Origin of the sequence: Aeromonas salmonicida (genome assembly GCF_028355655.1) — a bacterium.
Lineage (GTDB): Bacteria > Pseudomonadota > Gammaproteobacteria > Enterobacterales > Aeromonadaceae > Aeromonas > Aeromonas salmonicida.
Map to the genome: position 1 here is coordinate 553,527 of NZ_CP110645.1, position 23,175 is coordinate 576,701.

Sequence of the window (23,175 nt, forward strand, 5' to 3'; positions counted from 1 at the left end):
GTTCAGCGCCCCGCCTCTGGCAGCAGACGAACAAGATGGCGGTCGAGTCCCCAGGGGCCACAACCCTGTACCACCAGCAAGATGCATAGCAGGATATAGACAGACTCGGGCAGATAGAGCAGCCAGCTATACCATTCGAGCCCGGTCACGTCGGCGGGTATCTGATGAAGACCTATGGTCACCAGGGCAACAATGTTGATCACCAGCAATACCAGCGAGGACAACCTGGTTAGCAGACCAAAAACCAGCAGCAAGCCAAACAGGGTTTCATTGCCTGCCACAAAGGTTGCCATGAAGGCAGGATACGGGAGCCCTGCCTCTATCATGGTGTGCAGCATGGCCTGCTGGTTATCTGGCTGAATCAATTTATTCAAACCGGACGCAAAGAAGAAAAGACCGAACGCTATCCGGATCAGTGTGAGCGGCAAGAAATAGCGTCCACTCCGGGTCGACAGAAAACGCGCGATGATGGAAGTCATATCCACTCCTGTATTTGTATGAGGATGTGAAGTTGATGGTCGATAGAGGCCGGATGCGGGCGGTCAACAGGGGTTGTCCCGCCCGCTTGGGCAAAAGCTACCTCTATCTCGATCATATGTGGGCCGAGTGGCGCTCTTCTTCATCAGGGACAAGAGCACCCATGTCGGCACCATTGAGGCCGGTTTAGCCGAGGCTGGCCCAGGCCAGGCGCAGTTTTAGCCCCAGACCCGAGCTCCAGCCTGTGGTGGTACTCACCACCTTGCCGTCCTTGACGATGAGGAAGCTGGGGGTCACGCTCACCTGCCAGCGGGCGGCGAGATCCCCTCGCTCATCGTTATGGGTCGGGAAGGTCAGCCCCTTTTTGCCCATCCCCTTGCTCAACTGCTGCGCGTTGCCTGAGCGCAGTGCCACCGTCAGCACGTTTTCACCGTCCTGCCAGAGCTGCTCCACGGTCGGTGTGGTGAAGCGGCAGACGGCGCACCAGCTGGCCCAGTAGTAGACCAGCAGCGGCTTGTCCCGGCTCATGGCCTGCAGGTCGGCGGTGGTGCCATCTTGCAGGGTGAGGGTGGGCAGAGGGCTGCCTTCTGGCAGCGCCGGGCTGCGCCAGAAGTCCAGCGCCGTCGAAATGACCACGCCAAACAGCAGCAGCCAGAGTGCCTCTTTGCCCCAGCGTCGTAGGCGATGGGGGAGGGATGGTTTGGCTTCCATGGTCACCCCTTCCTGGCCAGTTCGGCTTTCACGATTTGCTCAAGCTCTTCATAGGGGATGGCGCCCGACACCAGCTGGTTGCCGATCAATGTGGCCGGTGTCCCTTGCACTCCCAGCAGCGTGCCGATGCGAAGGCTGTTGCGTAGCTCCTCGGTGGCCCTGGCTCCGGGTTTGAGCGCAGTGTTGCCGGTGGCCGCCAGCGCCTTGTTGATATCAGCCTCAGTCAGCATGCCCTGCTTGCTCATCAGCTTGTCGTGCAGGGCAAGAAAGCGGGCGGGATCCTGTTGCCACAGGGTCAGGCTGTATTGGGCCGCCTTGGCAGAGGTCTGCCCCTTAAACGGCAACAGCTTGATCACCAGCCCGACATCATTTGGGTAGGCCTTCAGCAGCCTGGCCAGATGGGGATCGAACTGTTTGCAGAAGGGGCAGTTGTAGTCGGTGAACGACACCAGGGTCAGCTTGGGGTTTTTGGCGCCCAGGCGCGGGCTGGTAGCGCTGTTGAACAGCACCTCCTGGTTGCCCTTGATGAAGTTGCCAAGCTGGCTGGCCTGATCCGCCGCATTCTGTTTCTCCCAGGCATCGGCCACCTCATCGAGGATTTTGGGGTTGGCCACCAGGGTCTCGCGGATCAGCTCCTTGATGCGGGACTCCTGCTCCGGGGTGAAGGGGGCTGCGTGCAGGGCCGGGGTCAGCAGGGTGCCCAGCAGGGTCAGGGTGAGCAGGGTCGATTTCATTTGGTGTCTCCTTGAGAAGGGGCTATGGCTGCTTGCTTCAGGGTGCCAAGCAGAGTCGGTCGGTCCAGCAGGGGGGAGAGGATCTCGCCACCCTGCAGGCCCGGCCCATAAATCTGGTTGAAGGGAATGGCCACGCTGCCGCGCTGGCGCAAGAAATCAGCGATGCTGGCGGAGGGACGGCTCCAGTCCCCGCGCAGGGCTACCATATCGGGGGCGCTCAGCGCTTTTTGCACATCATCTCGCAGCAGCACGTTGAATTTGTTGGCTTTACAGGTAATGCACCAGTCGGCAGTGACATCGACAAAAATCCGCTTGTTCTGCGCCAGAGCATCAGCAATGGCTTGCTCAGAGAGCGGCTGCCAGTTGACGGTATCTCGCTGGGGTTTTCCTTCCATCGTAAAGGCACCGCCCAGCAGCAGGGCTCCACCCAGTAGACAGGTGAGGGCCAGTCCCAGGGTCACACCCCGAATGCCATGGCGCCACACCACTGCCAGCAGCAGGGCAGCCAGCATCAGCGCCATCAGGATCAGCATCCAGAATTGACCGATATGGTTGCCGAGCAGGCTGAGCAGCCAGAGGCTGGATCCCAGCATCATCAGACCGAGCAGGATGCGCAGGCGCCCCATCCAGCGGCCCGGCTTCGGCAGCCAGAGTGCGAGACGGGGGAAGGCGGCGATCAGCAGCCAGGGCAGGCTCATGCCAATCCCCAGTGCGGTGAAGATGAGCCAGAGTTGACCCAGCGGTGCTCCGAGCGCAAAGGCGACTGCGGTGCCGAGGAAGGGCGCCGAGCAGGGAGTGGCCAGCAGGGTAGCGAAGCACCCCTGCAGAAAGTGACCGCCCAGGCTGTTGCCACCCGTGGTGGCGAGACGGGTATTGAGGTTGCTTGGCAGCCTTAACTCGAACAGCCCCAGCAGGTTGGCACAAAACAGCAGGGTGACCACCACCATAAAGCCGATAAACCAGACGCTCTGGAACTGGATACCCCAGCCGACCGCTCCCTGGGTGGCGCGCAGCAGTGTGCTCATCAGTGCCAGCGCCCAGAAGGAGACCAGGATGCCGGCACTGGCCGCCAGGAATTGCAAACGAACCGGACGGCGCTCGCGGGTTTCCAGCTGCAACACAGATCCCAGCTTGAGCGCCAGCACCGGCAGCACGCAGGGCATCAGATTGAGGATAAGGCCACCCAGCAGGGCGGCGCCCAGCAACCAGACAAGGGAGTGAGCGCTCTGGGGCAGGGTCAGCGGGTCACCTATGCTGGCGTCACTCTGCCAGGCCTGTTCACCACTGCTCAGCACAAACCCGAGTTGCTGGTTACGGATGTCGGGCGCATCGCCTTGCCAGCCATCGCTGACCGGAATACGGGCGATCAGGGTGTTGCCTTGCACCTCCAGCTCGGGTTTGCCAAATTCGGCCCCTTCCAGACGCTGGAGGAAAACCTGGGGATCCTGCCAGCCTTGCGGGTTGTCGGCGGTCAGCTGCAGCTGGTTTTGCTGATAACCCGCTTTGAGGATGACGGTATCCGGCAGGGTTTGTGGCAGCTTGCTCATCGCCTGGGCGTAGGCAAAGTCAAATCCTTCCGGCGTGGTGCCATCCAGCGCAAGGGTAAAAGGGTAGTCGGTCAGAATGCAGACATTGCTGCAAGTCGAAAGGCGCAGGGTGCCAGTCAGCGCATCGCTGCTGCTGTGGGCAAGCGTGATGGGGAGGCTGACGGTCTTCTGATAGCCCTGGGTCGAGATACCACTGACGTCAAATCGCTCCGGCACGGGCCAGTGCCACTGCTGGGTGGCTTGAGGGGCATCCCAGAAGATTTCAGGGGCAATGCCACCTTCCCCCGGGTTCTGCCAATAGGTCTTCCAGCCGGACTCGAGCTCCAGGCTGAGCAGCACGCGAGTTTGGGCGGGATCTCGGGTATCCGCTTGCAGCCGCACTTTGGCGTGATCGTTCTGGGGGCTGGCAAGCCAGCCGGTATCGCTGGCCAATCCCATGGATTGCCACAGCAGGCCGCCCATCAACAGGGCGGTCTTGATGATGTTTGACATTTTTTTGTCTCTTGAAAATGAAAGTTAGGGTGGTGTAAACCGCGGCTAACTCATTCTCGCCAGACACAGAGAGTAAGATGAAGTCGCCGTTCAGGCGGAGATATGTTTCTGGGGGGGGGCAAGGCGGGGGAGCGGCGCGACAGCGGCGCCAGCAGGGCAATCACGAAGGCGATGGCAAAGAAGATCTGTTCGACGCAGAGCAAGGTGGCGGCACTGAGCCACTTGCCGTTGAGCTGGCAACTGCTCGGCTGGGGTGTCGCGGTTTGGGCATCGTCGGCTTCGGCGCCGGAAGATGGGACAGGCAGCATCTGGCAACTCAGGGCCTGATCGAGCTGAGCCAGCCGAGCCAGCGGCTGGGCCGCACAGTTGAGCACCAGAATGCAGACCAGCAGCAGGAGTCTTGTCGCCACGCGTTGTCGCAAAATCATGCTCGCCCTACCCTGTTGAATGGTGCATATCCTATCGATCAATAATGTCAGGGGCAAGTCAGCAGGATTCGATACGACCATGTGTGCGCTGCGGGGTGGTCAGTTCTGTTTGGCGAACGCTTGTTCGCTAAAAGGGGGATCAGTATACTGCGCCGAGTTAAAATCCGAGGTGTTCGATGCTCAAACTTGCCCGTGTGCTGCTGCTAACCCTGCTGCTCGTCTTCTGGTTCGTGTTCGGTCTGTTGCTCTGTCTGGTGCGTCCGCGTCATCCCAACAACGTCTTTGTCTTCGCCCGCATGTACCATGCGGTTTGCCCGCTGCTCGGGCTCAAGGTCAAGGTAACCATACCGGACGAGATCAAGTCGCTCGGCCCGGCGGTTTACGTCTGCAACCACCAGAGCAACTTCGACATCTTCACCGTGACCGGTGCCGTCATGCCGGGCGTGGTGGCGGTGGGCAAGAAGAGTCTGCTGTGGCTGCCTTTCTTCGGTCTTATCTTCTGGCTTTCCGGCAACGTGCTGATCGATCGCTCCAACCGCTCTCGTGCCATCGGCACCATAGGTCAGGTGGTGGATCGCATCAAGAATCACGGTACCTCCATCTGGATGTTCCCTGAAGGCACTCGTTCCAAGGGCCGTGGCCTGCTGCCGTTCAAGGCAGGCGCCTTTCACACCGCCGTGCAGGCCGAGGTGTCCGTGGTGCCCATCGTCTGCTCCAGCTACTTCGGTCAGGTTGACCTGAACCGCTGGGACAATGGTGAAGTGCTGGTCGAGGTGATGGCTCCGCTGTGCAGCAAGGAGCACGGCGCCGCCGGCATTCGTGATCTGTCCGATACCTGTCGTGCTGCGATGGAAAGCAAGCTGGTCGAACTGGACAGCAAGCTGGGTCGTCATCAGGCCGTCTGAATCTGAACAGAAGACGACATAGAGGGAGCCGCCGGCTCCCTTTTTTGTTGGTTAAAATCACCACTTTATTGGTTATTTTAACCAATGCTCTCGCCTTTAATCTCAGTATGAAATCCATATCTACCTGTAAAACAACAATAAATTATTTTGGCACGGCTCTTGTAATGCTATGGGAAGAGATAGCCATCCCAATGAACAAGGAGCCAGACCATGAGCGTATTCAGCCGCCTGACCGACGTGATGAATGCCAACTTGCACAGCCTGCTCGACAAGAGTGAAGAGCCGGAGAAGATGCTGCGGTTGATGATCGAAGAGATGGAGCAGGTGCAGGTCGAGATGAGAACCCAGGCCGCCCGCGTCATCGCCGAGCAGAAACAGCTGGAGCGTCACCAGCAGGCGTTGCAACACCAGATCCTGGAGTGGTCGGCCAAGGCCGAGCTTGCCATCCAGAAGGGGCGTGAGGATCTGGCCCGGGCCGCTCTCACAGAGAAGCTGGCCGAGGTCAAAAAGTGCGAGCAGCTGGAGCAGGACAAGGCCCGTGTGGCCGAGGTGCTGGCCCAGCTCACCGCCGACAGCGAGCGACTGGCGGCCAAGCTGAGCGAGGCCCGCGAGAAGCAAAAGATGCTGACCCTGCGGGAGCAGACAGCCCACAGTCGCATCCGCGCCCGTGCTCAGGTCGACAATCAGCGCATGCATGAGCTGATGGCCCGGTTTGACGGTTTTCAGGGGCGGGTCGATCAGCTGGAAGCCCAGCTGGAGGCGGCGACCCTGGGGCAGAATCCCTCGCTGGAGGCCCAGTTCCGCGAGCTGGAACTCAATGACGAGATTGAACGCGAGCTGGCCCGTCTGAAGGGTCAGAAGGTGGAGGCATAATCATGACGCCCTGGCCGAAAGACCTTGCCCATCGCAAGTTGACCGGGGTCTGCGCCGGCATTGCCAGCCGGCTGGGGCTCTCCAGGGTGACGGTACGGATAGTGGCGCTGATCGCCCTGATCCTGATGCCGCCGCTGACCCTGGCCGCCTATCTGTTGGCGGTGCTGATCATGCCGCCTCGTCGTGAATTGAAGCGTTGGCTGGACTGACCCCGGGGTCATTCAGCCGGCAAGAGAAGCCTGTGAGGAGCAGAACATGCTGGAATTTATCGTCTTGATGCTGGTGTTGGTCGCGATGGCGCTGACGGGGTTCACCGTGCTGGCCATGTTGGTGGTGAGCGGTGTCTTCGTGCTGTTCGGCGCCCTGGCCGGCATGTTTGCTCTCATCATCAAGCTGGCGCCCTGGTTGCTGGTGCTGCTGGTGGTGTGCTGGTTCCTCAGCAACAGGCGCAAGCAATCCAATACCTACCGTTAACCCTCCCTGTTATCGGATCCTTCCTTGGCCACTGCTTGCAGTGGCCTTTTTTTGTGGTGCTTCCAGGGGCGGCGTGACGACCGTTAGCCAGGGCTGACTCCAGTCGGCCCAGCCATCCGGCTCTTGCACCAGGCGCTCCTTGAAGGCTTTGCTCTGCTGCTTGAGGCGATATTCGAGCCGCAGTGCGGCCCCCTTGTCACCAACTGTCTGCTGCCACACCAGTACCAATGGCCCCTTGCCGCGCAGGGCGCGTGAGCCTTTGCCGTTCTGGTGCTGGCGAAGTCGTCTGATCGGGTCAGTGCTGATCCCCGTATAGAGCAGACCGGCCGCGGTGCGAACCAGATAGAGGGACCACTGGCCGGTTGGGGGTGAGCTAGTCGGTTCGGCGTCCATGGTGGATTTTCTCATTCGATCTGCCTGTGCCAAACTCAAGATCAGCCCAAGGAGGTGCGATGCGAGTCTGGTGTTGGTTGTGGTGTCTGTTGTCGATGTCGGCTCATGGAGAGACGCTGCGTCTCTACGATTATCATCAGCATCCCCCTTTTATGACGGGGGAGACGACCGGGCTGAGCCGGGATCTGGTCAAGTATCTCAACGAAAAGCTTGGCGGAGAACCCAGACTTGAGCTCTGGCTGGTGAATCGCGCCAGATTGGCGCTGGAGATGTCGGATCCTGGCTTTGACGGCCTGGTGAGCTGGGTCAATCCTGCCTGGGTCGGGGATCCTCAGCGCGAGCACTATCTGTGGACCTTTCCCATGATGCGCGACACCAATGAGCTTATCTCCAGCCAGGCCAAACCTGTCACCTATCGTGGCCCGGATTCACTCAAGGGGCTGATCTTCGGTGGCATAGAGGGCTACCGCTATCAGGGCATCGATGATGCTGTGGCCCGGGGCGATCTGGTGCGCCACGATGCCAAGAAGGTCAGAACCAATTTCAACCTGCTGATACGCGGCCGCATCGATGTGACGCTGGTGCCGGGCTCGGCACTCGCTTTTTTCACCCATGATGCCTATGAGGGCAAGCTGTTCGTCTCGCCTTTTGCCCAATCCAGCTATACCCGCCACCTCTTGCTGCCCAAATCTCGCCACGAGTTGCATACCAGGCTGAACGACATTGCCGAGCAGATGGGTAGGGACCCCAAGTGGCTTGCCATTCTGGAATCCTATCGCAGCAGACCCTGAGCATCATTGCTGCCGCCGCGCCTGAGGCGGTGCAGCGGCAGCAGGCTCACCAGCAGGCCCGCCCAGACAAAGGCAAACCCCACTGATTTGACCGGATCCGCCGTCTCGCCAAACCAGAGGATGGCGAGCAGGAAGGCGAGGCTGGGTTCTATGTATTGCAGCAGGCCAACCGTGCTCATACGGGTGCGCATCATGCCGTAACAGAACAGCCCCACCGGCAGCAGGGTGGCGGGAGCGCTGCCCATCAGCAGCAGTCGGTCGGCCCAGTCACCGGCCATGAACTGGCTCATGCCGTTGAGCGTCAGAGCGCCAATGATCAGCAGGGCGACGGGAAGCTGGACCAGGGCTTCGAGGTAGAGGCTGACACCGGCGTCGTAGTGCACTTTCTTTTTGAGCAGACCATAGAAGGCGAAGTTGGCCCCCATGATGAGGGAGAACCAGGGCAGCTGACCGTAGGAGAACAGCATGTAGGCGAGTCCGGCCAGTGCCAGGGCGACTGCCAGGTGCTTTTGTACTGTGAGCTTCTCTTTGAGGAAGATGACGGCGAACACGATATTGAACAGCGGCGTCATGAAGAAGGCGAGGCTGGTGGCCAGCACCTGACCCGTGGTCAGACACCAGGTGAACATGCACCAGCTGATGGACATGACGGGGCCTGCCAGCAGTATGAGGCCCAGCTGGCGGGGTTCACTGCGAAGCCGTGCCCAGGGCACCTGATAGCCGAGGAGAGCAAAGAGCGCAGCCAGCAGAACGACAGACCAGAGCACACGGTGGGAGAGCAGCTCCCACATGTTGACCTCGGGCATGAACTGGTAATAGAGGGGCAGCATGCCCCACAGCGCGAATGAGAGGGCCACGCTGCCGGTGCCCATCCAGTTTTTCATCGTTTTTCGTTTATTAAATTAAACATTAGTGGCCGCATGATAAGTATCTGTTGAATCTTTCACAAGCAGGATCAGGGGGAAAACTCTGTTACCATCGGGCCCATGAACCGACTCGATACGCTGTTTGAACAGATCCGGGCCTGCCGGTTGTGCGAGGCTCATTTGCCGCTGGGCCCGCGCCCTGTGATCCGCGGGAAAGAGAGTGCTCGTCTGCTGATCATCGGTCAGGCTCCCGGCACCCGAGTGCATGCCAGCGGCATCCCCTGGGATGACCCCTCTGGCGATCGGCTGCGTCACTGGCTCGGCGTGGATAAAACGACCTTCTACGACGAGTCCCGCATCGCCATCATGCCGATGGGGCTCTGCTACCCCGGCAAGGGCAAGTCGGGGGATCTGCCCCCTCGTCCTGAATGTGCGCCCACCTGGCACGACAAGGTATTGATGCTGCTGCCCAATATCGAGCTGACCCTGCTCATCGGCCAGTATTCCCAACAGTACTATCTGGGCAAGGCCGGCAAAGGTTCGCTGACCGAGACGGTAAGACAATGGGCCGACTATGGTCCCGCTTGGCTGCCGTTGCCGCATCCGTCTCCCCGCAATACCTTCTGGCTCAGGAAGAACCCCTGGTTCGAGCAGGACGTGCTCCCCCATTTGCAGCAAAGGGTCGCCCCCTTGCTGCTTTGATTCAGGCCGCCGGTTCTGCCAGGGGTTTTGGCTTGCTGCGGGCCATGGCAAGCAGCGGGATTATGATGCACAAGCACCCCAGCAGCAGCGGCAGACCCGGCTGCTCGTCAAACAGCCAGACCCCGATGGCAACCGCCATCAAGAGGCCTGTATATTCCGCCGAGGCGATCTTGCTCGCCTCCGCCTTACGATAGGCCACCACGCACAAGCCGGCATAGACCATGATCAGCGCCGATGAGCCGAAGGCGGGCCACCACATCTGCCACTGCCAGTCGCCCCCTTCCCATAGCGCCAGCGCCAGTATGAAAGGCATGCTCAGCACGTTGGTGAAGAACAGTGTCTGGGCGATGGGCTGCTTGAGCGGGATCCGCTTGATCAGCAAGTTGTTGAGCGCCATGGAGAGCGCCACCCCGAGTGCCGCCAGCGCGGCCCAGTTCACCTCGGTCGGCCGCAGCACGATCAGTACTCCGATAAAACCTATGAGCGCGGTCAGCATCTTCTGGCGCGAGATGGCTTCCCCCGCCATCCACACTGCCAGCGGTACCATCATCAGGGGCGCCGCATAGAAGAGGGCGTTGGCGGTGGCCAGCGGCAAGCGGGTGAGGGCGATCACCATCAGGCAGACGCCAACCGCCCAGATGTGGGCTCGCAGCAGATGCCACTTGATGGCGACCGGTGGATTGCGACGCCAAGACCAAAGCAGCCAGGGCGTCAGCAAGAGGGCGGCGGAGAGCTGGCGAAAGAAGACAAACTGGAACACGGGCTGGCTCGGCTCCAGCACCTTGACCAGCGCATCGGAAAAGACCGCCACCATATTGCCCAGCACCAGATAGAGGATACCGATCCCGACTGCATTCATACCACCTCCCACATCAGATGAGGGCAGGGTAGCGCGGGGTCAGTTATCCAGTAAAATGATAAAAAATCACCATCCATGAGATTTTTGGATAATGAAACTGCCTCCCCTGCGTGCCGTTCAATATTTCGAGGCGGTCGCCCGCCTGCTCAGCTTTTCTCGCGCGGCCCTTGAGCTGAACGTCAGCCAGAGTGCGGTCAGCCATCAGATCCGATTGCTGGAGGATTTTCTGGGGGAGCGGCTGCTGCTGCGCCAGGGGCGGCTGTTGTCATTGACAGCCCAGGGGGAGGTGTATTTTGAGGGCATAGCGGCCGGGCTCGGCCAGATCGCCCAGAGCAGCGAACAACTGCGCGGCGGTGGCGAGATGCGAGTCCGGCTTGCCGTCTACAGTTCGTTCGCGGTGAAGTGGTTGATCCCGCGCCTGGCGGGCTTGCGTCAGCTCTATCCCGAGCTGGATCTGAGCCTGGAGATGGTGGCGGAAGATCCCGAACTTTCCGATCGGGTGGCAGACTGCTTTATCACAGTCTCGCCCCATGGTCGTGGCTATTGCCACGATCTCATCTATCGGGAGCGGCTCTTTCCGGTTTGCAGCCGACGGTTGTTGCAGCAAGTTGAAGGGGAATGGCCGCAGGCCATCTGGCAACTTCCGCTCCTGTCGGTACAGTCCATCTACAAGGCGCGGGGAGAGGATTGGCAGCGCTGGGCCAAGGCGGGTGAGCTGGTCATTCCCGATGAGGCGCGCATGCACCACTTCAGTCATGTGTTGCTGGCGATGGAGGCGGCGGCCTGGGATCAGGGGGTGGCCTTTGTGAACGACTACATGTTGCGGCCGGATGATCCCCAGCTGGTGGCCTTGCCGGTACACCAGCTGGAGACGGGGGATGCCTTCTATTTCACCTGCAAACGATCCCGGGCCCATGAGCCCGCCATCAGCCGGTTGCGCCAATGGCTGATGATGGAGACGCGTCAGAGCATGGCCTTGCAAACAAAAGCCCAGCCCTGATGCTCAGGTTGGGTTTGTTTGAACTGGCTCAGAATAAACAGGCTGGCGGCACAGACGCCACCGAGGGATTTGCAGTGGCCTGATGGCAAGGATCAGGCCACCCGATACTCAGGCTTTCTTGAACTGGCTCAGAATAAACATGCTGGTGGCACAGACCACGACGGAAGGGCCCGCAGGCGTGTCCTGATACCAGGAGAGGCTGAGCCCGCCCAGCACAGCCAAACAGCCGATCAACGCCGCAAAACCGGCCATCTGCTCCGGCGTCTGGCTGAAACGGCGAGCGGTGGCGGCGGGAATGATCAGCAAGGAGGTGATGATCAACGCCCCGACAAACTTCATCGCCACGGCGATCACCAGCCCAATCAGCAGCATCAGCACGCAGCGCAGCACATCGACCCTGACCCCTTCCACCCGCGCCAGCTCTTCCGAGATGGTCATGGAGAGCAGGGGATCCCACAGTCGCCACAGGGTCAGCAGCACCAGGGCGCCACCACCGTAGATCCAGAGCAGATCCACCGGCTGTACCGAGAGCAGGTCGCCGAACAGGTAGGCCATCAGATCCACCCGCACGTTATCCATAAAACTCAAGGTGACCAGGCCCAGCGACAGGGCACTGTGGGCCAGGATGCCGAGCAGGGTATCGGTCGCCACCTGCTGGTTGCGGCTCATGATCACCAGCAGCATGGCCATGGCGAGGCAGCAGACCACCACGGCCAGGGTGAGATCCACCTGCAGCAGTATCCCCAGCGCTATGCCAAACAGGCAGGCGTGGGAGAGGGTGTCGCCGAAATAGGCCATCTTGCGCCACACCACAAAGCTGCCCAGAGGCCCGGCCAGCAGGGCGATGCCGAGACCTGCCGCGAGGGCATATAACAGAAAGCTGTCCACTTGAATGTCCTTAGCTGCGCTTATTGATTGCGAGACGGCAGGCGGATGACGGGCGCCTGCGGTTCGTGATGATGATGTTCGCCGTCGCAGTGATGATGGTGGGTGTAGACCGCCAGCACCTCCTGTTCAGGGCGCCCGAACAGGCGGGCAAATTCGGGATGGCGGGCCACGCTTTCCGGTTCACCGTGACAGCAGACGTGGCGATTGAGGCAGATCACCTCATGGGTGCTGGCCATCACCAGATGCAGGTCGTGGGAGACCATCAGCACGGCGCAGTTGAGCTCGGCCGCCAGCTGGCTGATGAGGGCGTAGAGCTCGATCTGGCCCGTGATATCCACGCCCTGAACCGGCTCGTCCAGTACCAGCAGCTCGGGCTTGACCAGCAGGGCGCGAGCCAGCAGCACCCGCTGCATTTCGCCGCCGGAGAGTTTCTGCATCCGGTTGTCCAACAGGTCCCCCGCGCCGACCCGATCCAGCGCCTCATTGATGGAGAGGCGGCCATTCTTGCCGAGCTGTAGAAAGCGACGCACTGTCAGCGGCAGGGTAGGGTCCAGATAGAGGCGCTGGGGGACATAGCCGACCCTCAGGTCCCGACTGCGATTGATCTCGCCGGAATCTGGGGTGAGCAGGCCCAGCACCAGCTTGCTCAATGTGCTCTTGCCCGCCCCGTTGGGGCCGACCAGGGTAGTGATTTTGCCTTTATTCAGGGTAAAGGAGACCTTGTCGAGCACGGATCGTCCGTCGAACGAAAGACAGACCTCTTTCAGCTCCACCAGTTGGGTCATGACAGCTCCGGGGTTTACAGCCTGTGAGAGTTATAATATAACAGCAGTATTGGTTTGTTATATTATCACACACACACTCACTTCCTGACGAGATCTCTATGCGAATTCTTACACTGATCACTGCCCTGCTGGCGGTGAGTCTGCCTGTCCGTGCCCTCGAGGTGCTGACCACCATCAAGCCCCTCGGCTTTATCGCGGCCGCGATCACCGATGGCGTGAGCGAGCCCAAGGTACTGTTGCCGACCGGCGCCTCTCCCCACGATTTTGCCCTGCGCCCCTCCGATATTCGCAGCATCAACGGCGCCGATCTGGTGGTGTGGGTGGGTCCAGAGCTGGAAGGTTTCATGGCCAAGCCGCTGGCCAAGCATCCTCACGTGCTGACCCTTACCCAGATTGAAGGGATGCCGCTGTTCAATTACGCAACTCAGGCGAGCCATGACAGCCACCATCATGATGCCGATGAGCACGACCATGCTGCCCATGATCACGCAGACCATGACGGACACGAAGGGCATCATCATGAAGGGGTCGACCCGCATATCTGGCTGGGGCCGACCCAGGCGCTGGTCATCGCCAGCGCATTGAGCGAAACCTTGAGCGCCCAGGATCCGGCCAATGCCGAGCGCTATCGTGCCAACCTGCTGACCTTCAAGGGCAAGGTGGATGCCAAGGACAAGCTGATTGCCGGGCAGATGAAGGCGGTGAGTCAGAAGGGCTATTTTGTGTTTCACGAGGCTTATGGTTACTGGGAACGTCACTACGGCATGAGCTCCAAGGGGCACTTTACCGTGAGCCCGGAGCGTCGCCCTGGCGCCAAGACGCTGGTCGATATCCGCAAGGCGCTGCAGGAGAAACAGGCGAGTTGCATCTATGCCGAGCCGCAGTTTTCGCCGGCAGTGATCGAGTCGGTCGCCCGCAATACCGGTGCCAAGGTGCTGCTGTTGGACGAAGTGGGTGAGCAGGTGCCGCTCGGGCCGGATGGCTATCCGCAGTTCATGCAGCAACTGGCCGATGCCTTCGCCCAGTGCCGCTGAGCTAGGGCGGGTTGATCGATAGGGCAACCGTGGCCAACTATACTGACCTTCATCATCTGACATGGAGTGTCTCGTATGAAATGGCTGCTCATTCCCACCTGCACGCTGGCGCTGCTCTGCGCCAGCGTGCAGGCCTCTCGCCTCTCCGAATATATCGCCAGCCCTGAACTGCGGGCAAAATTGCAGGAGGTCTATGGTGGCAGGGCGATCCAGCGGGCCGAGGCGTTCTCCCGTTTGCTGTCACCGAGGGCTGGCACCACGGATCAGCAGAAAATAGAGCTGGTGAACAACTACTTCAACAACCTGACCTACAGCGAGGATCCCAGACTGTGGGGAGATGAGGATTATTGGGCCAATCCGCTGGAGTTCATCGGTGCCCGAGGTGGGGATTGCGAGGATTACAGCATCTCCAAGTACTACACCCTGATGGAGCTGGGGGTGGATGAGAAAAAGCTGCGGCTGGCTTATGTCAAGGCGGTGAAATACAACCAGTTTCACATGGTGACGCTTTATTTCCCGACTCCCAAGTCTGACCCTATGGTGCTCGACAATATCAACAGCCGGATCCTGCCCGGTAGCCAGCGGACCGATCTCATCCCTGTTTACAGCTTCGATGCCAAGAGCATCTGGATCATGAAATCCCGCCGTGAGGGAACTCTGGCGGGCAGTGCTGACCGGTTGGCGCAGTGGACATCGATGAAGACCCGTTTTTCCAGCGAGCAACTGCGCTCTCCCCGTCGTCAGTTATAGTTTTCCCGCTGTTTTCAGCTCCTCGAAATATTTGGCTGCACCCGGGTGCTGTTCGATGCTCAGCACCGGGCCTGTCTTGTTGCGCGCCTTGTGAAACAGGTTGGCATAGCCATAGGTTTGTTCGTTGAAGTTGGTCTGCTGGGTCAGCATGGCCCTGGTCAGGCGATAGACATCGGCCTCTGGCGTAGCGGCATTGGTCACCAGGGTCGCCGCGATGGCAAAGGTGGGGGTCGCTTTCAGGTTGCCGGGATAGATGCGAGCCGGCACCTGACTGCGCTGGTAGTACTTGACCCCCTTGATCAGTTGCTCCCGCAGCGTTCCCTCAATCGGCAGAAAGCGGATGGCGCAGCGCTTGGCGGTATCGAGCACGATCCGGTTCGGGTGGCCCATCACCAGGCCATAGGCATCTATCTGTTTGCTGCAGAGTGCATCGACCAGATTGCCTGCACTCTTCAGATCGAGATCCTGCTCCTTTGCACCCAGCAGGTCGAACAGCGCCAGCGCCGTCTGGCGGGTACCCGAGCTCTTTAGCCCCATGTCGATGGGAGCCAGCTTGAGTTGCTCCAGGCTGGTGATATCGCCATCGGCCCGCACCACTATGGTGAAGGGTTCTGCATGAGTGGCAAACAGGGCTCTCAGCTCGGGTTGCGGCTGGCTGACATAGGGGCCCAGCCCCTTGCTGGCCTGATAGAGCCAGTCCGATTGCACCAGAGCGTAGCTTGTCTGGCCAGCCTGCAATTGGCGAAGGTTCTCGATGGAACCTGAGGTGGCTTGCGGTTTGCATTGCAGCTCGGGATCACTCTTGTTGGCCAGTCGGCAGAACTCCCTGGCGACCTGATGATAGATCCCCTGCTCACCGCCGGTGGCGAGGGTAACGGGGTTGGCCAGCAGCGGCAGCGGCCACAACAGGGCGAGCAACGACCAGATTCTGTTCATGATGCCTCCTTGCTGGCATAGCCATCGATACCCCAGGCGCGCAGGGTATTTATATCCTGGATCTCACTGGCTTCAGCCAGCAGGGTGTAGCCCGAACTGTGCAGGCATTGAGCGACCAGATTCCAATAGAGGGGATCCTGGGTCGGCTGGCAGCTGATGAAGACGGGATTGATGGGGTCGAGCTGGTTGAAGGTGTCGTTGGTCATGGGAATGGCGCTAAATGCCATCTCGACGCCCTGCTCCTGCAAGGTAGCGAGCCGTTCCTCCCCGAGAGGCGGGAAGCTTGCCAGATCCCAGCGCCAGTCGAGGGTCTTTCCCCTTGCTTTGGCCAGTAGCGGCGCAAATTGTGTCCAGTCGGCATGATTGAGCAGGCTGAGGGGCAGTTGCAGCCCTTCCGCCGGGTTGCGGAGCCAGAGTTCAAGCAGGTGCTGGATTTCGTCCGGCGAGCTGTCCAGAGAGGGGGAAATGGTCGGGACAAGGCGGCTGTAGAGGCGGATCTTGCCCTGGGTGGAGAAGAAATATTGTTGCTGCATTCCCTCTTCTTCGTCCATCAGCCCTTGCAGCGGAAGTTCAGCAGTCACAGCCTGCAGTTTGCCAAGCTGGGTGATCTTGAGCCTTTGTTGCAGCAGGTCACGCTTGCGCTCGGAGACCAGCTGATTGACCGAGATGACCAGCTCCTTGAGGTCCTGCAGCCAGGGGGATTCCAGGCTGCCGCTGAACTGGCGTTTGCGGATCCTGACCAGTTGCTGGTTGATCTGCTCGAGGGGGCGCAGCAGACGGCTGCACACCCAGGAGATCACCAGAGTGAATACCAGCAAGCCGGCGAGCAGGGCCAGTCCGGTACGGCTGATGGCATTCCACAGATGCTGGTAGGCGTAGCCGGTATGTCCCTCCAGGGTGAGGGTGCCCAGCATGCGCCAGCCATCGGTCAGTTCCTGCTCAATTTTGACTGGCGGCATGTCGATAACAGAAGGGAGCCAGCTTGGTACGTTCTGCTGCGCTGTGTGGAAGACCTTCTGAAACAGCGGCTGACCGTCAGGATCCAGCAGGGTGACCGAGCTGACAAAACCGCCGTCAAACATGGCATTGACGATGGTTTCTGCCAGCACCTTGTCATCGTTGAGCAGGGTACCTTGCAGTACCAGCCCGAGTGCCGTGATGGCCGTTTCAAGATTGGCTGACATCTGGTCGAGGATGGATTGACGTACCGTGGTGACTTCCAGCATGAACAGCAGGGAGGCACCGATAACGAACAGGATCAGGATGATTCGGTTTAACAGTTTTGCTAACGACATATCCACTCCATGGAAAAGTTATCGCAACATCATGAAACCTTGGGTCAAACACGATCGGACCCGGTTCTTAAAAATAGGAAAAAATAGTTAAAAAAGACGATCATTTCTGCCCATAAGGGAATGTTATGCATAAAATGTGAGGTTCATGCAGATTGGTATGAACTTATTGTGAGTATTTAGGTCAAACAATCAGTTTTATACGGTTTTATAACAATCAGACCGACCACTAACACCCATTGAATCTAATGACAGGATAGCGGATGAAACGTCTCCGTCCCTTGGTAGCACAGGCTGCCAATTGGGAACCCCCGGTTCCCCGCAAGCATTTTTATGCCATGTTACTGCTCACGGCCATGACGCTGTCAGCGGTAGCCATATTGCCAGCCCCAGGTGACATCCTGGAGCGGCCATTGCGTCTTGAGTTGCCGATTGCGACCCATGGCACAGCAACCAACGAAGACAATACGGACTTTAACGACATCCCGGATCATGAGCTGGTGGAAGCGGCGACCCCGGAAGATGACATCCCGACCGATTCCACCCCCCAGTGGCAGGATTATCGGGTTCGCAACGGCGAAAATCTGACCACCATCTTCAACAATCTGGGACTCTCTACCACCACCCTCTACAAGGTGCTGGATGCGGACAGCAAAAACAATCTGGCCCGCCTCAAACCTGGCCAGACCATAGAGTTGTTGATCGATCAGGACAACATACTGCAACAGATGAAGATTCGTCTGAATATTAAGCAGACCCTGGTCCTGGAGCGCACTGACGATACTTACAGCGCCAACATGCTCAATGAAGAGGTGGAGTGGCAGCAGAAGAGTTATGACGGTGTCATCAACGGCAGTTTCTATGTCAGTGCCCGCAATGCCGGGATCCCGGCCAGCCATATCCAGAAGATTGCCAACCTGTTCCAGTGGCGGCTGAATTTCGCCAAGGATTTGAAAAAGGGCGACAAATTCAGGGTGCTGGTTCGTCAGGAGACGGTCGAGGGCAAGAGCACAGGCAACACCCAACTGCTGGGCGTCGAAGTGTTCAATCAGGGCAAGGGCGTCTCGGCCTGGTTGTCGGAAGATGGCAACTACTATGACGGCCAGGGCAACAGTCTGGAGCGCGGCTTCCGTCGCTATCCGACCCACAGCCGCTATCGGGTGAGCTCCAGTTTCAACCCGAACCGCCGTCACCCCATCACCGGCCAGGTCCGCCCCCACGAGGGCACCGATTTTGCCTTGCCGGTGGGCACGCCTGTATTGGCTACCGGCGATGGTGTCGTGCTCAAGGCGACCAGCCACCCATTGGCAGGTACCTATGTGGTGATCAGGCACGGTCGTACCCTGATGACCCGTTATCTGCACCTGAGCAAGCTGCTGGTGAAAACCGGCCAGAAGGTGAAGATGGGTGACAAGATTGCGCTCTCCGGCAACACGGGCCGGTCCACCGGTGCTCACCTGCACTATGAGGTGCGGATCAACAACCGCCCGGTCGATGCCATGAAGGTCAAGTTGCCGATGGCGGAGCCGCTCTCCGGCAAGGCCAAGCGCCAGTTCCTCGCCAAGGTGAAGAGCTATCGCAAGGAGATGGAGGCAGGCTGAAGCCGGTTTTCAGCCAAATAGAAAAGGCCCCGCCACATTGGCGGGGCCTTTTCATTGGTGTCATGGGCGTATCAGTAACCCTTGTCGAAGTCTATCTTGCCATCCAGCGGCTGGCCGTCGATGAAGCGGATGTAGTTGCGCACGAAGATCTGGGCCACATCATCGGGGAAGCTGTAGGCGCTGTTGTGCGGCGTGATGATGAGGTTGGGCTGGCCCCAGAGCGGACTGTCAGCAGGGAGGGGCTCCTGCTCGAACACATCCAGCACCGCCATGCCCAGCTTGCCGGTACGCAGGGCAGTGAGCAGATCGCCTTCGTTGATGGCATTGCCGCGACCGACGTTGAACAGAATGGCGCCCGGTTTGCAATGTTCGAAACGAGATGCGGTGAACAGATGATGGGTCTCGCGGGTGGCGGGCAGGACGCTGACGATGACATCGGCCTGGGCCAGCATCTTGTTGAGTGCGGGTAGCTGATACACCTGATCGAAACCAGCGCGCTCGCGGCCGCTGCGGCTGACGCCGAGCACCTTCATGCCAAAGTGCTTGCCGGTGTGGGCTATGTGCTGGCCTATGCTGCCTGTGCCCAGGATCAACAAGGTGCGCCCCTTGAGCCCCTGATAGGGATGACTCTGCCACAGTCGCTGTTTTTGCTGTTCCCGATAGAGTGGCAACTGACGCATCAGGCTGAGCAGGTGGCCGAAGACATATTCGCTCATCAGCGGGCCGAAGATGCCGCGCACATTGGTGAGCTGGTAATCGCGGCGGCAGCGTGCATCCAGCAATACATCGACCCCGGCATAGGTGGACTGAAACCAGCTCAACTTGTTGGCCTTGGCCAGCAGCGGCTTGGCACGTGCCGGCTCGGCCATCAGGATATGGGCATCCCCGATCAGTTTCTCGGCATCGCTTTGGTTGTCGGCTCTCAGAATGCGCAAATGGGGGAGGTGAGCCGCCTTGAGCAGACGCTCGTAGTGCGCGTTGTCCTGGCTGAGCAAAAGAAGGGTACGTTGACTCATACTCTTGTTCCTTATCAGATTTGCGGCGTGGGAGAGAGGCCGCTCTGTCTTCATCTTACCCGAGTTGATCGGGCAAGATAGTCGACCAGGCCGCTTTTTCGTTTTCGTGCGGCCCCTCGTGGGCTACAATCTGCCCCACATTTTGCAAAGGATCCGACTCCAGTGTTTGGTGACAAGTTTTATAAGCGACTGGCCGAGCTACAGCCTTGGCAACAGACCGTCTACACCCTGGCGCTGGCAGAGCGCATGTACCCCAACTATGCGTTGTTTGCCCAGGCGTCCGGCTTTGGTGATGCGAAGGCTTTTCGACACGCGCTGGATCAGATGTGGAACTACCTGACAGTGAAGGGATCCCGCGTCAATCTGGGGGCTATCCTGGAGGCGTTTGAAGTTTACATTCCGGAGCCCAGCAAGTTTGAATCCTACGGTGCCTATCCGGCGCTGGATGCCTGCGTGGCACTCGGCAGTGCCTACAACTCGGTGATCTGCCGGGTCGGTGAAGAGGCCGAAGATGCCAGCCATGCCTCAGTGGGAACCGTAGCCGGTTTCATCGAGATGCTGGAAGAGCGTGAGCTGACCGAAGAGGAACTCTACGAGCACGAGTACATCGAGGCCGAGCTGGAGTTTCAGGTTGAGCTGCTCAAGCGGGTGGCCCACGAGCGTGACAGTGACCGCATTCTGGCAATCAAGGTATTTGCAGCCCAGGACGGTGTGTCCAACATCGGCATCAGCCTGGACGACTGATATCGCCACTGGGTCTGTAGAAAAAGTCTCCATAGAAAAAAAGCTCCCGACGGGAGCTTTTTTTATGCCCGTTCCCTTTTCATGCCCGTTCTTCGGTGAGCGGCCGAACGCTCAGTACGGGAGCGGCATCTATCGCGTCGGCATTCATCATCGACGAGATGCGCTGCAGGGAGGAGAGCAGCAGGGTCTGCTCCCAGGCTTCCAGTGCCTGAAAGCGCTGGATGAAACGTTCTTGCAGCGGGGTTGGCGCCTGGGCCAGCAGGGCACGGCCTGCGTCAGTCAGTGTCGCGTGAACCTTTCGCTTGTCGGTTTCACTGCGAATGCGCTGTACCAGCTGGCGGCTCTCGAGACGGTCCATGATGGTGGTCGCAGTAGCCTGACTCATGTTGGTGTGGTCGGCCAGCTGACGCATGGAAATCTGTCCCAGCTCGTTGATCCCCTTGAGCAGCAAGAGCTGCGGCGACGTCAGCCCGGCTTCCTTGATCAAGCGCTTGGAGTGCATATCGATGGCACGAATAATCTGGCGCAGGGCAACCAGCACTTCATCATGTTTTTCCATGGGTGTGAGTCATTGCAGGGCTGTTGAGAGGCGCGAAATTCTCCGCCTAATTCGTGACAAGGTCAATATGGTTTTCACTGTAATCATTTCTGCTCTAATGATTTTTGTGTTAGGTTATCGGGCATTTTCTGAATATCAACCCAATAATCGAGGAGCGAGATGATGAATGACTATCTGGACATCAAGTCTCTGGTTGCCGATCTGCGCGTGGTCAGAGTCCGTTATGAACTGCCTGATACCTCGGCATTCGTGCGTTATCAGCCCGCCTATGAAGAGGACCCCAATACCCTCAAGGTACACCACTATGATGGTGAGCTTCCCCTCTCCTGCAGTGAGACAGGTGCTTTCAACCTAAAGGAGTTGGTGAACGAATTGCGCTATGCCTATGTGCTGGTCCACCTGTTCCCTGACGAGAGTGCCATGAACTTCTACCTGACCGGTCTCGATACCGGCCTGGCCCAACTGGAGTTCATCGGTGGATCCTACGATTTCAACCGGCTCTGGATCACCAGCGGCATCTCCAATCTGGGTGTGCCCATGGCCATCTTCCTTGGCAAGCGTCACGCCGTTAATGGCCAGCCTTCCGTCACCCTGGTGGATCATCGTGAACTGGCCGCAGGCCGTATGGTCTATCGCGCCATCGGCGGCGCAGGTGAGCATGTGGGTGAAGACTTTTTCAACAACGACTAAGGAGGCCCGATGAGAGCAACCAAAGGGCTATTGAAAGGCCTGAACCCGACCATGGCCATGACGGCCCTCACCGTCATCACCCTGTTCCTGCTGTTTGGTGTATTTGTGCCCGAGACGGCCGCCGCCTGGTTTACCGGCGCCAAGGATCAGATCATTGCCGGGTTCAAGTGGTACTACATTCTGGTGGTCGCCCTGTTCCTGTTCTTCGCCGTCTATCTGATGTTCAGCCGCTTTGGCAGCATCCGCCTGGGTGACGACGATCAGGTACCGGAGTTCGGCTACTTTGCCTGGTTCTCCATGCTGTTCAGTGCCGGCATGGGCATAGGTCTGGTGTTCTGGAGCATTGCAGAACCCATGAATCACCTGCAGGGCAACCCCTTCATCACCGAAGGGATGACGCCGGAGGCGGCCCAGATTGCCATGCGGCTGACCTTCTTCCATTGGGGTCTGCACCCCTGGGCCATCTATGTGATCGTCGGCCTGTCGCTGGCCTTCTTCAGTTATCGCCGCAAGTTGCCCCTGGCCATTCGCTCCGTGCTTTACCCCATTCTCGGTGAGCGCATCTACGGCTTCTGGGGTCATGCCGCCGACGTGCTGGCGGTGTTCGGTACCGTGTTCGGAGTGGCGACCTCCCTCGGTCTCGGCGTCTCCCAGATGAATACCGGTCTGAACCAGATGTTCGGCATGGCGGTGTCGCAGTCCAATCAGCTCTGGCTCATCGGCGGCATCAGCCTGATCGCGACCCTGTCCGCGGTCTCCGGCGTGGGGCGCGGAGTCAAGCTCCTCTCCGAGCTCAACATCTGGCTGAGCGTCTTCGTGCTAGGCCTCTTCCTGGTGCTGGGGCCGACCACCTACATACTCAACGCCTATGTGCAGAACATCGGCGACTACCTGCAGAACATCGTCAAACTGAGCTTCTGGACCAACACCGAAGCCAACGGCACCTCGGCCTGGCAGTCGAGCTGGACCGCGTTTTACTGGGGCTGGTGGATCGCCTGGGCACCGTTTGTCGGCATGTTTATCGCCCGCATCTCCAAGGGCCGTACCATTCGCGAGTTCGTGCTCGGCGTGCTGCTGGTGCCCTCCCTGCTCGGCATGTTCTGGCTGACCGTGTTCGGCGGTACTGCCATGAACCTGGAGCTGTTCGGCGGCGGTGGTGTGGTGGCGGCGGTCAATCAGGACGTGACCCTGGCGCTCTACCAGACGGTGGAACTGCTGCATTGGGACACCTTCGGCTGGATCGCCAAGGCGGTACTGACCCTGCTGATCTGCACCTACTTCATTACCTCCAGCGATTCGGGCACCTTGGTCATCACCACGCTGCTCTCCATCGGCGATCAGGATCCTCCCGTGTTGCACCGTGCCATCTGGGGCCTGGGGCAGGGGCTGGTCGCCGCTATTTTGCTGGTGTCCGGTGGATTGGCAGCCTTGCAGGCGGCCAGCATCATAGCCGCACTGCCGTTCTCGGTGATCATGCTGGCCATGTGTTACTCCCTGGTGCTGGGGCTCAAGCAAGAGAGTCAGCATCAGTTCGAGTATCGGCAGAAGCTCAAGCGTCACCCCGGCTCGGTCAACCTGAGCCTGATGGATCGGATAGGTCCGGGCTGATGGCCTGACAGTCAAACCGT

The 23,175-nt window shown here is 59.3% G+C and carries 27 protein-coding genes; 13 read left to right on the top strand and 14 right to left on the bottom strand.

All coding sequences use genetic code 11. The annotated features are described in order from the left end of the window. Positions 1-2: 2 nt before the first annotated feature. The 5 genes from ONZ54_RS02745 to ONZ54_RS02765 all read right to left on the bottom strand — a co-directional run bounded on the left by ONZ54_RS02745 (position 3) and on the right by ONZ54_RS02765 (position 4,389). Entirely contained in the window at positions 3-479 is a 477-nt protein-coding gene (locus tag ONZ54_RS02745; protein ID WP_042868234.1) for a DoxX family protein, read from the bottom strand. Between the two features lie 184 nt (positions 480-663). Further along, positions 664-1,188, bottom strand: a complete 525-nt coding sequence (locus tag ONZ54_RS02750) for a protein disulfide oxidoreductase (protein ID WP_087756581.1) — start codon at positions 1,186-1,188, stop codon at positions 664-666. Positions 1,189-1,190: 2 nt separating this feature from the next. Beyond that, a complete protein-coding gene (locus ONZ54_RS02755) occupies positions 1,191-1,922 on the bottom strand; it encodes a DsbA family protein (protein WP_271787410.1) in 732 nt (243 codons plus the stop codon). After that, complete coding sequence (locus ONZ54_RS02760; RefSeq protein ID WP_271787411.1) at positions 1,919-3,961, bottom strand: protein-disulfide reductase DsbD family protein; 2,043 nt, start codon at positions 3,959-3,961, stop codon at positions 1,919-1,921. Before ONZ54_RS02760 ends, ONZ54_RS02755 begins: the two co-directional genes overlap by 4 nt. A gap of 50 nt (positions 3,962-4,011) precedes the next feature. Further along, on the bottom strand, positions 4,012-4,389 hold the full coding sequence (locus ONZ54_RS02765; RefSeq protein WP_059168844.1) for a hypothetical protein: 378 nt from the start codon (positions 4,387-4,389) through the stop codon (positions 4,012-4,014). A 176-nt stretch (positions 4,390-4,565) separates the two neighbouring features. Here ONZ54_RS02765 and ONZ54_RS02770 point away from each other — a divergent pair, with 176 nt between their 5' ends. The 4 genes from ONZ54_RS02770 to pspG all read left to right on the top strand — a co-directional run bounded on the left by ONZ54_RS02770 (position 4,566) and on the right by pspG (position 6,641). Further along, positions 4,566-5,294: a 1-acylglycerol-3-phosphate O-acyltransferase gene (locus ONZ54_RS02770; RefSeq protein WP_271787412.1), complete on the top strand. Its 729-nt coding sequence runs from the start codon at positions 4,566-4,568 to the stop codon at positions 5,292-5,294. Positions 5,295-5,504: 210 nt separating this feature from the next. Further along, positions 5,505-6,167: a phage shock protein PspA gene (gene pspA, locus ONZ54_RS02775; RefSeq protein WP_271787413.1), complete on the top strand. Its 663-nt coding sequence runs from the start codon at positions 5,505-5,507 to the stop codon at positions 6,165-6,167. A gap of 2 nt (positions 6,168-6,169) precedes the next feature. Further along, positions 6,170-6,376 (top strand): PspC domain-containing protein, encoded by a 207-nt coding sequence (locus ONZ54_RS02780; protein ID WP_021139706.1) that lies wholly within the window; start codon positions 6,170-6,172, stop codon positions 6,374-6,376. 46 nt (positions 6,377-6,422) lie between these two features. Continuing rightward, positions 6,423-6,641: an envelope stress response protein PspG gene (gene pspG / locus ONZ54_RS02785; RefSeq protein ID WP_059168842.1), complete on the top strand. Its 219-nt coding sequence runs from the start codon at positions 6,423-6,425 to the stop codon at positions 6,639-6,641. A gap of 9 nt (positions 6,642-6,650) precedes the next feature. Here the strand turns inward: pspG and ONZ54_RS02790 are convergent, their stop codons facing one another. Then, positions 6,651-7,049 carry a GIY-YIG nuclease family protein gene (locus tag ONZ54_RS02790; RefSeq protein WP_271787414.1) on the bottom strand — a complete coding sequence of 133 codons (399 nt, stop codon included), beginning with the start codon at positions 7,047-7,049 and terminating at the stop codon, positions 6,651-6,653. 44 nt (positions 7,050-7,093) lie between these two features. Between ONZ54_RS02790 and ONZ54_RS02795 the strand changes: the two genes are divergently transcribed. Continuing rightward, positions 7,094-7,825 carry a substrate-binding periplasmic protein gene (locus ONZ54_RS02795; RefSeq protein WP_271787415.1) on the top strand — a complete coding sequence of 244 codons (732 nt, stop codon included), beginning with the start codon at positions 7,094-7,096 and terminating at the stop codon, positions 7,823-7,825. Here ONZ54_RS02795 and rarD read toward each other — a convergent pair. Further along, positions 7,807-8,709 (bottom strand): EamA family transporter RarD, encoded by a 903-nt coding sequence (rarD, locus tag ONZ54_RS02800; RefSeq protein WP_271787416.1) that lies wholly within the window; start codon positions 8,707-8,709, stop codon positions 7,807-7,809. The two genes, ONZ54_RS02795 and rarD, sit on opposite strands and share 19 nt — an antisense overlap. A gap of 102 nt (positions 8,710-8,811) precedes the next feature. Here rarD and ONZ54_RS02805 point away from each other — a divergent pair, with 102 nt between their 5' ends. Then, entirely contained in the window at positions 8,812-9,393 is a 582-nt protein-coding gene (locus ONZ54_RS02805) for a uracil-DNA glycosylase family protein (protein ID WP_021139702.1), read from the top strand. Position 9,394: 1 nt separating this feature from the next. Here ONZ54_RS02805 and ONZ54_RS02810 read toward each other — a convergent pair whose 3' ends face one another. Beyond that, a complete protein-coding gene (locus ONZ54_RS02810) occupies positions 9,395-10,252 on the bottom strand; it encodes a DMT family transporter (protein ID WP_271787417.1) in 858 nt (285 codons plus the stop codon). A 91-nt stretch (positions 10,253-10,343) separates the two neighbouring features. Between ONZ54_RS02810 and ONZ54_RS02815 the strand changes: the two genes are divergently transcribed. After that, positions 10,344-11,252 carry a LysR substrate-binding domain-containing protein gene (locus ONZ54_RS02815; protein ID WP_005313826.1) on the top strand — a complete coding sequence of 303 codons (909 nt, stop codon included), beginning with the start codon at positions 10,344-10,346 and terminating at the stop codon, positions 11,250-11,252. A gap of 108 nt (positions 11,253-11,360) precedes the next feature. Here ONZ54_RS02815 and znuB read toward each other — a convergent pair whose 3' ends face one another. After that, positions 11,361-12,140: a zinc ABC transporter permease subunit ZnuB gene (znuB, locus tag ONZ54_RS02820; protein WP_005313824.1), complete on the bottom strand. Its 780-nt coding sequence runs from the start codon at positions 12,138-12,140 to the stop codon at positions 11,361-11,363. Between the two features lie 20 nt (positions 12,141-12,160). Further along, complete coding sequence (znuC, locus tag ONZ54_RS02825) at positions 12,161-12,925, bottom strand: zinc ABC transporter ATP-binding protein ZnuC (protein WP_087756571.1); 765 nt, start codon at positions 12,923-12,925, stop codon at positions 12,161-12,163. 98 nt (positions 12,926-13,023) lie between these two features. On the opposite strand from znuC, the gene znuA reads away from it, so the two are divergent. Then, entirely contained in the window at positions 13,024-13,959 is a 936-nt protein-coding gene (znuA, locus tag ONZ54_RS02830) for a zinc ABC transporter substrate-binding protein ZnuA (protein ID WP_058394510.1), read from the top strand. 75 nt (positions 13,960-14,034) lie between these two features. Further along, the gene (locus ONZ54_RS02835; protein ID WP_017411535.1) at positions 14,035-14,709 is read left to right on the top strand and encodes a transglutaminase-like cysteine peptidase; all 675 of its coding nucleotides are present in this window, start codon (positions 14,035-14,037) and stop codon (positions 14,707-14,709) included. Here ONZ54_RS02835 and ONZ54_RS02840 read toward each other — a convergent pair. Both ONZ54_RS02840 and ONZ54_RS02845 read right to left on the bottom strand, forming a co-directional pair. Then, a complete protein-coding gene (locus ONZ54_RS02840) occupies positions 14,704-15,645 on the bottom strand; it encodes a TAXI family TRAP transporter solute-binding subunit (protein WP_271787418.1) in 942 nt (313 codons plus the stop codon). The genes ONZ54_RS02835 and ONZ54_RS02840 overlap by 6 nt on opposite strands. After that, positions 15,642-16,940: a LapD/MoxY N-terminal periplasmic domain-containing protein gene (locus ONZ54_RS02845; RefSeq protein ID WP_271787419.1), complete on the bottom strand. Its 1,299-nt coding sequence runs from the start codon at positions 16,938-16,940 to the stop codon at positions 15,642-15,644. Before ONZ54_RS02845 ends, ONZ54_RS02840 begins: the two co-directional genes overlap by 4 nt. Positions 16,941-17,200: 260 nt before the next feature. Here ONZ54_RS02845 and mepM point away from each other — a divergent pair, with 260 nt between their 5' ends. Continuing rightward, positions 17,201-18,538 (top strand): murein DD-endopeptidase MepM, encoded by a 1,338-nt coding sequence (mepM, locus tag ONZ54_RS02850; RefSeq protein WP_005313809.1) that lies wholly within the window; start codon positions 17,201-17,203, stop codon positions 18,536-18,538. Between the two features lie 71 nt (positions 18,539-18,609). On the opposite strand, the gene ONZ54_RS02855 is transcribed toward mepM, so the two are convergent. After that, positions 18,610-19,554 (bottom strand): D-2-hydroxyacid dehydrogenase, encoded by a 945-nt coding sequence (locus ONZ54_RS02855; RefSeq protein WP_087756568.1) that lies wholly within the window; start codon positions 19,552-19,554, stop codon positions 18,610-18,612. A 162-nt stretch (positions 19,555-19,716) separates the two neighbouring features. On the opposite strand from ONZ54_RS02855, the gene ONZ54_RS02860 reads away from it, so the two are divergent. Beyond that, a complete protein-coding gene (locus tag ONZ54_RS02860; RefSeq protein ID WP_005313805.1) occupies positions 19,717-20,298 on the top strand; it encodes a YjaG family protein in 582 nt (193 codons plus the stop codon). A 79-nt stretch (positions 20,299-20,377) separates the two neighbouring features. On the opposite strand, the gene ONZ54_RS02865 is transcribed toward ONZ54_RS02860, so the two are convergent. Beyond that, positions 20,378-20,857: a MarR family winged helix-turn-helix transcriptional regulator gene (locus tag ONZ54_RS02865; protein ID WP_005313803.1), complete on the bottom strand. Its 480-nt coding sequence runs from the start codon at positions 20,855-20,857 to the stop codon at positions 20,378-20,380. 162 nt (positions 20,858-21,019) lie between these two features. Between ONZ54_RS02865 and ONZ54_RS02870 the strand changes: the two genes are divergently transcribed. Beyond that, a complete protein-coding gene (locus tag ONZ54_RS02870; protein ID WP_005313801.1) occupies positions 21,020-21,547 on the top strand; it encodes a hypothetical protein in 528 nt (175 codons plus the stop codon). 9 nt (positions 21,548-21,556) lie between these two features. Then, the gene (locus ONZ54_RS02875) at positions 21,557-23,155 is read left to right on the top strand and encodes a BCCT family transporter (RefSeq protein WP_005313800.1); all 1,599 of its coding nucleotides are present in this window, start codon (positions 21,557-21,559) and stop codon (positions 23,153-23,155) included. Positions 23,156-23,175 lie beyond the last annotated feature (20 nt).

Bases quoted from the DNA above. Each gene is read 5' to 3' on its own strand.
- pspG (WP_059168842.1), top strand. From the start codon at position 6,423: ATGCTGGAATTTATCGTCTTGATGCTGGTGTTGGTCGCGATGGCGCTG.
- ONZ54_RS02755 (WP_271787410.1), bottom strand. From the start codon at position 1,922: ATGAAATCGACCCTGCTCACCCTGACCCTGCTGGGCACCCTGCTGACC.
- ONZ54_RS02840 (WP_271787418.1), bottom strand. From the start codon at position 15,645: ATGAACAGAATCTGGTCGTTGCTCGCCCTGTTGTGGCCGCTGCCGCTG.
- rarD (WP_271787416.1), bottom strand. From the start codon at position 8,709: ATGAAAAACTGGATGGGCACCGGCAGCGTGGCCCTCTCATTCGCGCTG.
- mepM (WP_005313809.1), top strand. From the start codon at position 17,201: ATGAAACGTCTCCGTCCCTTGGTAGCACAGGCTGCCAATTGGGAACCC.
- znuA (WP_058394510.1), top strand. From the start codon at position 13,024: ATGCGAATTCTTACACTGATCACTGCCCTGCTGGCGGTGAGTCTGCCT.
- ONZ54_RS02745 (WP_042868234.1), bottom strand. From the start codon at position 479: ATGACTTCCATCATCGCGCGTTTTCTGTCGACCCGGAGTGGACGCTAT.
- ONZ54_RS02870 (WP_005313801.1), top strand. From the start codon at position 21,020: ATGAATGACTATCTGGACATCAAGTCTCTGGTTGCCGATCTGCGCGTG.
- ONZ54_RS02750 (WP_087756581.1), bottom strand. From the start codon at position 1,188: ATGGAAGCCAAACCATCCCTCCCCCATCGCCTACGACGCTGGGGCAAA.
- ONZ54_RS02780 (WP_021139706.1), top strand. From the start codon at position 6,170: ATGACGCCCTGGCCGAAAGACCTTGCCCATCGCAAGTTGACCGGGGTC.
- ONZ54_RS02865 (WP_005313803.1), bottom strand. From the start codon at position 20,857: ATGGAAAAACATGATGAAGTGCTGGTTGCCCTGCGCCAGATTATTCGT.
- ONZ54_RS02855 (WP_087756568.1), bottom strand. From the start codon at position 19,554: ATGAGTCAACGTACCCTTCTTTTGCTCAGCCAGGACAACGCGCACTAC.
- ONZ54_RS02815 (WP_005313826.1), top strand. From the start codon at position 10,344: ATGAAACTGCCTCCCCTGCGTGCCGTTCAATATTTCGAGGCGGTCGCC.
- ONZ54_RS02810 (WP_271787417.1), bottom strand. From the start codon at position 10,252: ATGAATGCAGTCGGGATCGGTATCCTCTATCTGGTGCTGGGCAATATG.
- ONZ54_RS02765 (WP_059168844.1), bottom strand. From the start codon at position 4,389: ATGATTTTGCGACAACGCGTGGCGACAAGACTCCTGCTGCTGGTCTGC.
- ONZ54_RS02805 (WP_021139702.1), top strand. From the start codon at position 8,812: ATGAACCGACTCGATACGCTGTTTGAACAGATCCGGGCCTGCCGGTTG.
- ONZ54_RS02875 (WP_005313800.1), top strand. From the start codon at position 21,557: ATGAGAGCAACCAAAGGGCTATTGAAAGGCCTGAACCCGACCATGGCC.
- ONZ54_RS02795 (WP_271787415.1), top strand. From the start codon at position 7,094: ATGCGAGTCTGGTGTTGGTTGTGGTGTCTGTTGTCGATGTCGGCTCAT.
- ONZ54_RS02845 (WP_271787419.1), bottom strand. From the start codon at position 16,940: ATGTCGTTAGCAAAACTGTTAAACCGAATCATCCTGATCCTGTTCGTT.
- ONZ54_RS02790 (WP_271787414.1), bottom strand. From the start codon at position 7,049: ATGAGAAAATCCACCATGGACGCCGAACCGACTAGCTCACCCCCAACC.
- ONZ54_RS02770 (WP_271787412.1), top strand. From the start codon at position 4,566: ATGCTCAAACTTGCCCGTGTGCTGCTGCTAACCCTGCTGCTCGTCTTC.
- znuC (WP_087756571.1), bottom strand. From the start codon at position 12,925: ATGACCCAACTGGTGGAGCTGAAAGAGGTCTGTCTTTCGTTCGACGGA.
- pspA (WP_271787413.1), top strand. From the start codon at position 5,505: ATGAGCGTATTCAGCCGCCTGACCGACGTGATGAATGCCAACTTGCAC.
- ONZ54_RS02760 (WP_271787411.1), bottom strand. From the start codon at position 3,961: ATGTCAAACATCATCAAGACCGCCCTGTTGATGGGCGGCCTGCTGTGG.
- ONZ54_RS02835 (WP_017411535.1), top strand. From the start codon at position 14,035: ATGAAATGGCTGCTCATTCCCACCTGCACGCTGGCGCTGCTCTGCGCC.